At 74.6% G+C, this 10,175-nt stretch carries 6 protein-coding genes; 3 read left to right on the top strand and 3 right to left on the bottom strand.

Annotated elements, in window-relative coordinates; all coding sequences use genetic code 11:
• The first annotated feature begins 37 nt into the window (after nt 1–37).
• From ACFWJO_RS02795 to ACFWJO_RS02785, 3 genes are read left to right on the top strand one after another with little or no spacing between them, the layout of a single operon-like run.
• A complete protein-coding gene (locus ACFWJO_RS02795) occupies nt 38–3,178 on the top strand; it encodes an ATP-binding protein (protein ID WP_386863039.1) in 3,141 nt (1,046 codons plus the stop codon).
• Between the two features lie 50 nt (nt 3,179–3,228).
• The gene (locus ACFWJO_RS02790) at nt 3,229–3,729 is read left to right on the top strand and encodes a hypothetical protein (RefSeq protein ID WP_386863038.1); all 501 of its coding nucleotides are present in this window, start codon (nt 3,229–3,231) and stop codon (nt 3,727–3,729) included.
• A gap of 17 nt (nt 3,730–3,746) precedes the next feature.
• On the top strand, nt 3,747–4,115 hold the full coding sequence (locus tag ACFWJO_RS02785; RefSeq protein WP_128978355.1) for an RNA-binding S4 domain-containing protein: 369 nt from the start codon (nt 3,747–3,749) through the stop codon (nt 4,113–4,115).
• A 48-nt stretch (nt 4,116–4,163) separates the two neighbouring features.
• Here the strand turns inward: ACFWJO_RS02785 and ACFWJO_RS02780 are convergent, their stop codons facing one another.
• From ACFWJO_RS02780 to ACFWJO_RS02770, 3 genes are all read right to left on the bottom strand, one after another.
• Complete coding sequence (locus ACFWJO_RS02780; protein ID WP_386863037.1) at nt 4,164–6,374, bottom strand: germacradienol/geosmin synthase; 2,211 nt, start codon at nt 6,372–6,374, stop codon at nt 4,164–4,166.
• 170 nt (nt 6,375–6,544) lie between these two features.
• Nucleotides 6,545–8,479 (bottom strand): N-acetylmuramoyl-L-alanine amidase, encoded by a 1,935-nt coding sequence (locus ACFWJO_RS02775; protein ID WP_386863036.1) that lies wholly within the window; start codon nt 8,477–8,479, stop codon nt 6,545–6,547.
• A 375-nt stretch (nt 8,480–8,854) separates the two neighbouring features.
• Nucleotides 8,855–9,985, bottom strand: coding sequence for an aminoglycoside phosphotransferase family protein (locus tag ACFWJO_RS02770; RefSeq protein WP_386863035.1), 1,131 nt, complete (start codon nt 9,983–9,985; stop codon nt 8,855–8,857).
• Between the last annotated feature and the right edge of the window lie 190 nt (nt 9,986–10,175).

The following is a 10,175-nucleotide window of genomic DNA, read 5'->3' as shown; positions in this document are numbered from 1 at the left end:
GGGAAGGGGAGAAGCGGGGGGGGGAACTGGGGAGGGGATGGGTGTGGGTGCGGGGCTCGGGGACGCTGCAGGAGGCGGGGACGGCAGCGTCCCGCATGGCGCCGACGCGGCGGCCGGGCGCCCGGCCGAGGCCGAGCGTGGGGCGGATGCCGAGAGCCGGGCCCAGAGCGAGCGCCGGGCGGAGGGCGCCGGGGCCCGCAGGCCGGTCCTGACCGGCGGCGTGTCCGGCGTGTCCGCCGTGTCCGCCGTGCCCGGGCGTCCCGACCGGGTCCCCGCGCCGCGGCCCGCCGCCGGACCCCCGGCCCTGCGGCTGGTGAAGGGCACGGCCGGAGCCGCTTCCGGCGGAGCGAACGGGCGCACCGTACGCCGCGGCGGCGTCCTCGCCTTCGCCGCGCCCGCCGGCCTCGGCAAGACCACCCTGCTCGCCGAGATCCGCCGCCGCGCCGCCGCCAAGGGCTGCACCGTGCTGTCCGCGCGCGGCGGCGACCAGGAACAACGGGTCGCCTTCCACGTCGCCCGCCAGCTCCTCCAGCCCCAGTTCGCCGGCGCCTCCCGCGGCGAACTGCGCGAACGGCTCGGCGGCTGGTACGACATCGTCGGCCCCGCGCTCGGCCTGTGCACCGCCGCCGAGGGCTCACCGCCGGACCCGCAGGGCCTGCGCGACGGACTCGACTGGGTCCTCACCCACCTCGCCGTACGCCGCGCCCCGCTCGTCCTCGTCCTCGACGACGCCCACTGGGCCGACCCCGAGTCCCTCGGCTGGCTCTCCGCCTTCTCGCCGCGCGCCGAGGAGCTGCCCATGCTGCTCGTCGTCGCCTACCGTCCCGACGAACTCCCCGACGAAGGCGAGGAGTTCACCGGACGACGGTCCGGCCAGCGGCCCCTCGGCCTGGAACCCCTCACCTCCGGCGCCATCGCCCGGCTCGTCCGCGACCGCGTCGGCGCCCACGCCGACGACACCTTCTGCCGCGAGTGCTGGGCCGTCACCTCCGGCAACCCCTTCGAGGCCGTCGAACTCGCCGCCAGGATCCGCGACCGCGGCCTCGAACCCACCGCCGACCGCGCCCCCGCCCTGCGTGACCTCGCCGCCGCCGTCAAGGGCAGCGGACTGATCGCCCAGATCGAACGGCTCGGCACCGCCACCGTCCGCCTCGCCTGGGCCTGCGCCGTCCTCGGCACCGAGATCTCGCCGCAGCTCGCCGGCGCCGTCGCCGGACTGGGCGCCGAGGACGTCGCCCGCGGCGCCGGCCTGCTGCGCCGCGCCCGGGTCCTGGCGGAGGCCCGGCCCGACGCGACGGGCGGCGGAGCGGACGACGGCACCGGCCACGGGACCGACACCCTCGAGTTCGTCCACCCGCTCATCGCCACGGCTGTCTACGACGCCATCCCCGCCGCCACCCGCGTCGCCCTGCACGGCCAGGCAGCCTGGTGCGTCGTCGACGCCGGCCTCGGCCCCACCGCCGCCGCCCGCCACCTCGTCGAGACCCACCCCGAGGGCGATCCGTGGGTCGTCAGGCACCTGCGCGCCGCCGCCCAGGAGACCCTGCGGGCCGGCGCACCCGACACCGCCCGCCGCTATCTCGCCCGCGCCCTGCGCGAACCCCCCGACCACGACGAGCGCGCCGCCGTCCTCTTCGAACTCGGCTGCGCCTCGCTCCTCACCGAGCCCGCCACCACCGTCAACCACCTCCGCGCCGCCCTGGAGGAACCGGTCGCCGACCCCGCCCTGCGCCACGGCATCGTCTACCGGCTCTCCCAGGTCCTCGCCCACAGCGACCGGCTCGTCGAGGCCTCCGAACTCCTCGGCCGCGAGTCCCGGCTCACCACCGACGCCCGCAGCCGGCTGCGCATGCAGGCCGAGAAGTTCATGTGGGACGCCTTCCGCGCCGACGAACCCGAGTCGCCCGCCCGGTCCCGGCGGCTCGCCCGGCTCGCCGACCGGCTCACCGGCCGCGACCTCACCGAGCGCTACATCATCGGCCTGCGCGCCTGGGACGCCACCGTGCGCGCCGAGCCCTCCGCCGTGGCCGTCGCGCACGCCGAGCGCGCCCTGGCCGGCGGCCTCAGCTGGGCCGACGAGAGCCGCGGCTTCGAGGTCCCGGTCCTGGTCGCCCTCACCTTCCTGTACGCCGACCGGCCCGGCCGCGCCGAGGAACTGTTCGCCGCCGGCACCGCCGAGTTCGAGCGCCAGGGCTGGCGCGGCGCCCACCTCTCCTTCGCGTACACCCTGCTCGGCTACATCCGCTACCGCCGCGGCCGGCTCGTCGAGGCCGAGGACTTCGTCCGCGCGGGCCTCCGGCTCGCCGAGCGCGTCGGCCCCCGCACGCCCGCCCAGTGGTACGCCACGGGCGTCATGATCGAGGTGCTGCTCGCCCGCGGCCGCACCGAGGAGGCCGAGCGGGTCGCCCGCGCCCATGACTTCGGGGAACCCTTCCCGGCCGCCGTCACCTTCCCCGACTCCCAGACCGTCCACGCCGAACTGCTCCTCGCCACCGGCCGCACCGAGGCCGCTGCCGCCGAGCTGGCAGCCGTCGGCCGCCGCCTCGACCCTCGCGGGATGCGCAACCCCGCCTGGTGCCCCTGGCAGCTCCACCTGGCCCTCGCCGAGGCCGCCGAGACCCCCGAGCGGGCCCGCGCCACCGCCCTCGCCGCCGTCGAACGGGCCCGCCAGTACGGGGCGCCCTCCGTCATCGGGCAGGCGCTCCGCGTCACCGCCGAGGTCTCCGGCGAGACCGACGCCGACCCGGTCAAGCTCCTGGAGGAGTCCGTCGACTGGCTCGACCGCTCGCCCGCCGCCTACGAGCTGGCCCGCTCCCTCGTCGCCCTCGGCACCGCCCTGCGCCGCACCGGCCGCACCCGGGAGGCCGCCGAGCACCTCTACCGCGGTCTGGAGACCGCCCAGAGCTGCGGCGCGGACGGCCTGGTCGAGGACGCGCGGGCCGAACTCGCCGCCGCCGGCCTGCGCCCCCGCGAGCTCCGGACGGCCGGCACCGACTCGCTCACCGCACGTGAGCGGGCCGCCGCCGAGGCCGCCGCCCGCGGCGCGGACCCGGCCGCCCTCCTGGGCGTCGACCAGGCCACGGCCACCCGCCTGCTCTCCGCCGTCTACCGCAAGCTCGGCACCGACCCCGCCGGTCTGGACGGTGCCCTGCGCGGACCGGCGGGCACGGCCCCGTGACCCGGGCCCCGGCGCGCCGCATCGCGCACCGGGGCACGTACCATGGCGGTATGTCCTTCCTCCGCCGCCGCAGCGCCGCCACACCCGCGGGCCCGGACTTCGACGTCCTGGCCATGGACCCCGGGGACTGGCCCGGCAATCTCGGCGCCGGTCTGCTCCCGGCCCCCGACGGCAGCTGCCAGGGCGTGTTCCTCCGCTACGACCTGTTCGGCGGCCGGGGACCCGCGATGATCATCGGCAACCTCCCGGAGGGTTCCCCGGCGCGGGAGCTCGCCGACGGACAGGTCCCGTTCGAGGTGGCCCAGCTGCTCGCCGCCCTGGAGAACGACGAGCCGGTCGAGGTGCAGGGCCGCGAGGACGTGCCGGTGATGCAGGGCGACAACCTGCTCATCGTGCGCCGCCTCAAGCTCTCCGAGAGCCGGATCTCCTGCGTGCAGTTCGACCGGAGCGACAACGTCCTGGTGACCATCGCCAGTTGGGACCGCCCCATCACCGACGACCTGTACGCGCTGCTCAAGCCGCTGCCCGCCGAGCTGTTCCAGCAGGGCTGATCAGGAGGCGGGGGCCGATGAGCAGCGTGCGCGTCGACAGCTGGATCTGGGCCGTACGGCTCACCAAGACCCGCTCCCAGGCCGCCGCGGCCTGCCGCGCCGGACACGTCAAGGTCAACGGCGAGCGGGCCAAGCCCGCCCAGCCCGTGAAGCCGGGCGACGAGGTCCGGCTCTTCCACGGCGGCCGCCAGCGCATCGTCGAGGTGAAGCAGCTGCTCACCAAGCGCGTCGGACCGCCCGTGGCGGCCGAGGCGTACGTGGACAACAGCCCGCCCCCGCCGCCCCGCGAGGAGGCCGTGGTCATCGCCGTCCGCGACCGCGGTGCCGGCCGCCCCACCAAGCGCGACCGCCGCGAACTCGACCAGCTGCGCGGCCTGCGCCCCTGAAGCCGTCGCCGGAGCCCGCCCCGCAGCACGGGGCGGGCTCCGGCGTCCTCACGGCACCAGCGGGCGGTGTCCCGGAGCCGCCGGAGCGAGCCGGGCCGCCGACGTCCCGAGACCCCGCGGACCCCGCCGGGCCAGTGTCGTGCCCGCGCCCCGGTACACGTCCTCCGGCCCGTAACGCCGCACCTTGCGGTGCCAGTTGAGGATGCCCGCGAGCCAGTCCTCCAGCTCGCGCAGATACGCCTCGAAGGCCGCCCGGCCCGCCGTGTCGAACCCGAAGTCCGCGTAGAGCAAAGGGACTTCGCGTCGCTTCAGGTGCTCGTACTGGCGCAGGCGGCCCCGCATCAGGTCGTCGACCATGCGCACCGCCGTCGGGTAGTCGCAGTCGAAGAACTTCTGCACGACGAGCACCAGGTTGTGGACCTCGCCCTCGACCTCGATCTCCTTCTGGTAGGAGAACAGGTCGTTGACCATCGTCGCGTAGTCCATCACCGAGCTTTCGAGCGCCCGCACCGTGCCCGACCGGAAGATCTCCGGCGGCAGCGTCTCGGCGTGCCGCAGCCGGGCCATCAGCATGGTCAGCTCCGAGCCGAAGGTGCTGCGGCGCATCTCGACGTAGTCGACCGGGTCGGGCACCCGGTGCTGGGCCACGTTGTGCAGCTCCCAGATCCAGCTGTCCAGCATCAGCCCGACGGCCCGGCGCAGCCGCTCCCGGGCCTGCTCGTCCATCGGCTGCACCGTGCGCGCCCACACGTCGGCGAGCGCCCGCTCCATCGGGTTCCCCGCGTGGTCGGCCGCGGCGGCCGGATCGGCGTACGACAGCAGGGCCTTGAAGCGGTCGGTCTGCTGCCGCGCGCCCGCGAGGTTGCGCGGCCGGCCGAAGACGATCGGGTAGTAGTCGTCCGCGTAGGTGCCCCAGACCAGCCAGCACGCACTGAGCTCCAGCTCCTCCAGGGTGGCGTCCGGGTCCATCCCCGCCGAGCACAGCGCCAGGTCGAAGCCCTCGATCATCCGCCGGTCCCAGACGTCGTCGAGGAGCCCCATCCGCTGCGCCCAGTCCTCCGAGCGGCGCTTCGCCTCGGCGTGGTGCGGGCTCAGCGCCAGGCGGTAGGGCAGGTCGAAGTCCGGGAGCAGCGACGGGCCCACCTGCTGGTGCGGCACGTGGGTGAGGGTGCGCAGGCGGCTGTCGGTCTGACGCCGCCCGAACAGGCTGCGGACGTCGAGGACCCCCATCCCGAGCCCCGGAACGGCGACCGGAGTCCCGGTCACCAGGCCCTCGTTCATGTACCGGCTGGAGCGCATGTGCCACTCGTGCCCGCCGGACTGCCAGTCCTGGAGCCCCTTGACGTACGCGGCGAGGGCGGCGGCCTCCGCCGGGCCGAGGCCGTGCTCCACGCAGAGGGCCGGCACCTCGGTGAGCGCCGTGTTCTCGAACTGCTGGAGCCGCGAGGTCAGCAGGTCGTTGACCGCGTTCGCCGCCTCCTGCGTCGAACAGCCGAGGAACTTCTCCAGGACGAGCACGCCGTTGCTGTTCTCACCCTCGTCCTCGACCTCGCGCTGGTACGAGAAGAGGTCGTTGCGCAGGTGCACCGCGTCCGAGAACGCGTCCCGCAGGACCCGCAACGGCCGAGAGTGCGCCACCCCTTCGGGCACCTCCGCGCCCGCCGCATACTCCACGAGCCCCGCCGACCAGGGCGCCCCGCCCACCTTGCGGCGCATCTCGACGTACTCGAGCGGGTTGGCGATCCGCCCGTCGTCGATGTTGTCGAGCTCCCAGAGCGACTCGTACAGCAGGTGCTCGGTCGCCTCGGCGAACCGCACCCGCCAGGCCTCCGACATCGACGGGACCGTCCGCCGCCACAGATCGGCGAGTCCGGCCTCGACCGGGTTGGTCGGCTCGGGCATCCCGGCCGTGGGGTCGGCCGGCATGAACAGCGGAAGCCGGTCCAGGTAGGCCTTGCTCGCGGGCCGGTTCGGGACGCGCTTGAAGACCTCCAGGAAGTGGTCGTCGAAGAAGAAGACCCAGGTGTACCAGTCGGTGACGAGGGACAGCGCGTCCTCGTCGCAGTCCGGGTGGGTGTACGAGCAGAGCAGCGCGTAGTCGTGGGAGCGGAGGTCGGCCTCCTCCCAGACGCCGGAGCCCTCCAGCATCCCCATCTCCCGCGCCCACGCGCACGTGTGCGCGCGTGCCGCCTCCAGATGGGGATTGAGCCGCGCCGGATACGGGACGTAGAAATCCGGCAGAACGAAGGGCTGAGCCATGCCAGGGAGGCCTTTCGGTGAGCGTCGGGCTGTCGTCCGGCCGAGCATTACCCGGGTGACCCCGGCCCCACGCGAACACCGGAATAGTCATACGAGCGTAGCGAAGGGCCGGCAGACCGCGACTCGCGCCACGGACCGCCGGCGAACGAAAGGTTTCCGCCGCGCTCTCGTCAGCCCTGGGAAACCCGCACGTCAGTGGCCTTCACAAAGGCCACCCGATGGCCGAACTGAATCTGGTAGTACTCCTCCTGGCCGCGTACGACCCGGTGAACCGACGTGTCGAACGTCGGTGCGAAGAGGTACTCGCCCGGGGTGCGGCCACCCACCACGTACCGCTGCCCCGCGAGCAGCCGGTACGGCAGCGGCGACACCGACTGCACCGGAACCCCCGCCGGATACGCGGAGGCCTCCGGATACGCCCGCCCGTACACCGGCACCGACGCCAGGCCCTCCCTCGGCGTGAGCAGCAGTCCCCGCGCGTTCACCGCCGTCGGCTCCTCCTTCGGATCGTGGAACCACGCCTTCTGCCCGAGGTACCAGATCGCGGTCCAGTCGCCCCGCCGCTCCGCCACCGCGAAGCTCTGGCCGGTCGAGGCCCGCGCCCCCGTGTCGTTCACCCCGGTCGTCGAGTCCTGCCCACCCGGCCGCAGTCCGATGTCCTTCACCAGCGGCGCGTCGGCGCTCGGCGCGGTGTGCAGGCGCACCGCACCGCTCCCGTGCGGCGCGCACGCCTCCCCGGCCTTCACACACCCCGTGTACACCGGCCGGTGCGACGTGTAGTCCGGGCGGATCGTCACCACCCCGGCGTCCGGACCCGCGCTCGGCGTCAGGGGACGGCCGAGCAGCCGGAAGTAGTGCGCCCAGTCCCAGTACGGACCCGGGTCCGTGTGCATGCCCTTGATCGTCGACGCGGTCGTGCCCGGCACGTTGTCGTGGCCGAGCACGTGCTGCCGGTCCAGCGGAATGCCGAACCGCTTCGCCAGGTAGCGCACCAGCCGCGCCGACGAGCGGTACATCGCCTCCGTGTACCAGGAGTCCGGCGACGTCAGGAAACCCTCGTGCTCCAGCCCCACCGACTTGGCGTTCACGAACCAGTTGCCCGCGTGCCAGCCCACGTCCTTCAGCGCCAGGTGCTGGGCGACGTGCCCGTCCGAGGACCGCAGCGAGTACTGCCACGACACGTACGTCGGGTCCGTCACCAGCTTCAGGGTGGTCTTCCAGTCCGCCTCGGTGTCATGGATCACGATGTAGTCGACCGACTGCGACACGGGCCGGTCGGCCTTGTCGTGGTTGCCGTAGTCGCCGTCCCCGAACTCCTCGTACGGCGCCGGGACCCACTCGCACGCCACCGACTCCGGGCACTCCACCGGACCCCTCTCCGGCGCCCGCAGCCCGAGCGCGGCGACCTGCCCGGTGGCCGGGGCCACCGACGGATCGGCCGGCAGGGTCACCAGCTGCCCGGAGTCCGTGACCCGGGACCCGCCGGTGCGGATCACGTCGAAGACGTCGTTCGCGTACGCCGCCGCCGTCGCCGAGTCGTCCGCGCCCGAGTAGCGCGCCACCGCCCCGTACCAGTCGGCCGGATCCGCGCTCGCCGGCAGCCCCGCCGCACGCTGCGCCTCGGCGAGCAGCGCCGCGCCTCCGTCGATGTTCGCCGCGGTGTCCGTCCGCAGCTCCTCGGCGGACCGGCCGGTCAGCCCGGCCGCCCGCTCCAGCGTCCGCAGCCGCGCCGGCAGCGACTCGGCCGGCGGCGGCGCCGCCTCGGCGGCGAGCCGCGGCGCCCGCGCCCCGTCGCCGCGCGCGTCCTCCGTGCCGTCCGAGTGGTGCGGCGCCGAGGCCAGCGCCGTCACCGCGTCCGTCAGGTGCATCGGCCCGTAGCCGCCGGTCACGCTCGGCGCGCCGCCGTGGGCGTCCCAGCGCGACTGCAGGTACGACACCGCGAGCAGCACGCTCTGCGGAACCCGGTGCCGCTCCGCAGCCACCGCGAACTGCCGCTGGAGGGAGCCGGGTTCGGGTTCGCCGGCGCCGGCCGACGGTACGCCGGCCAGCAGGGTAAGCAACAGGACGACGGGCGCGGCACGTCTGAGGGACGCGGAACGGAGCAAGGCAGCCTCCAGGGACGGATGAGGACCGGGAGCAGGGGCGTGCGGAACCGAACCCGTACAGGGGTAGCGGCTCCCGGACCATCCGTCAATCACCCGTCCACACAGGCGATTTCCCACGTCAGAGCGGCTGCGGAGGAGTTTCGCGCGGGCGGCTCGCCCGCCTGCGGCGCGTCAGTGGCATGGACCAATGAGGGCGCCCTGCCTCGCGCGGAAGGAGGCCCGGCCGTGCCTGACCGCACGACCGCGCCGCACCGGGAACCACGACATGCCGAAGCGCCGCGCCCCGGTGTGTCGGCACCGGGGGGGCGGGGCGCCACCCCCGTACGGGGGCCCGTCTCGCGGTCAGGGTCGGACGGGCCCCGCTGCCGGGCTCCCTCAGCGGGTCCCGACCGCCGCGCGCACGGCCCGCCGTGCCATCGCGCAGTCGTCGTGCAACCGCCGCAGCAGCAGCCGCTGTTCCTCACCCGGCGAGACCGACCCGGCGGGCACCGGCACCGAACCGGCCGGCGGGGCCTCCTTGATCGTCCGCTGCACCGCCGTCTCGTACGTACGGATCTCCCGGGTCAGCACGATCATCAGGTTCACCAGGAACGCGTCCCTGGAGGCCGGGCCCGCCTGCTGCGCCAGCTGGCTGATCTGCCGCCGCGCCAGCGGAGCGTCACCGAGCACCGCCCACAGCGTCGCCAGGTCGTACCCGGGCAGGTACCAGCCCGCGTGCTCCCAGTCGACGAGCACCGGGCCCGCCGGCGACAGCAGGATGTTGGAGAGCAGGGCGTCACCGTGACAGAACTGCCCCATGCCCTGCCTGCCACCCGCGTGCGCGAGCCCGCGCAGCAGCTTCTGCAGGTCGTCCCGGTCCCGGTCGGTGAACAGCCCGAGCTCGTGATAGCGGGCGATCCGCGCCCCGTAGTCGAGCGGCGCGTCGAACGTCCCGGCGGGCGGCCGCCAGGCGTTCAGCCGGGCGACCGCGCCGAGCGCGGCCCGCACGTCCGCGCGGGGCGGGGCCTCGACGGGGTGGCGCGTCAGCGCCGCCGCCCGCCCCGGCATCCGCTCGATGACCAGTGTGCAGTTCTCCGGGTCCGCGGCGATCAGCCGCGGCGCGCGCACCGGGGGACGGTGCCGGACGAACGCACGGTACGACGCTATTTCGTGCCGGAACCGCTCGACCCACGCGGAGGAGTGGTCCAGTAAACACTTCGCCACCGCCGTCGTCCGGCCCGTCGTCCCGACGATCAGGACGGAGCGACCGCTGCGGCGCAGCACCTGCACCGGGTTGAACTCGGGGCAGATCCGGTGGACGGACGCGATGGCCTTGCGCAGCTGGGCGCCCTGGGGACCGGACAGGTCGATCCGGCCGCTGGGCGGCTGGACGGTGCTTCCCGCCCAGCGCCTCGGCCGGACCGCTCCCTGTGCCGGAGCGGGCGCGAGGTACGGTCCGGAGCCGGCCGGGAGGGTGCGGTGGAGCGGCCGGGGCGGGGCGGACACGGAGGACGATGCTGTGTACATGGAGGAGACAGATCCCTTCGTGCGCCGACGAGTTGCGTGCGTCGCCCCGCCCGCCCGAACGGTCCGCACCCTGGGGAAAATGAGGGCCGGTCGATGGGGCGGGGTGGCGCGTTCCTACCTGACACCCCGGCGCGGGTGGCGGAACATCGGGCGCACCCTGGCGAACCCTGGCGAATAGTCGCCAGCCCTA

Source organism: Streptomyces sp. NPDC127092, assembly GCF_042722475.1.
Lineage (GTDB): Bacteria > Actinomycetota > Actinomycetes > Streptomycetales > Streptomycetaceae > Streptomyces.
The sequence above is the reverse complement of the archived record's forward strand: the minus strand, read 5'-3'. Positions and strand labels throughout refer to the sequence as shown.

Coding starts and splice junctions, on each gene's coding strand:
- ACFWJO_RS02795 (WP_386863039.1), top strand. CDS start 38: ATGGGTGTGGGTGCGGGGCTCGGGGACGCTGCAGGAGGCGGGGACGGC.
- ACFWJO_RS02790 (WP_386863038.1), top strand. CDS start 3,229: ATGTCCTTCCTCCGCCGCCGCAGCGCCGCCACACCCGCGGGCCCGGAC.
- ACFWJO_RS02785 (WP_128978355.1), top strand. CDS start 3,747: ATGAGCAGCGTGCGCGTCGACAGCTGGATCTGGGCCGTACGGCTCACC.
- ACFWJO_RS02780 (WP_386863037.1), bottom strand. CDS start 6,374: ATGGCTCAGCCCTTCGTTCTGCCGGATTTCTACGTCCCGTATCCGGCG.
- ACFWJO_RS02770 (WP_386863035.1), bottom strand. CDS start 9,985: ATGTACACAGCATCGTCCTCCGTGTCCGCCCCGCCCCGGCCGCTCCAC.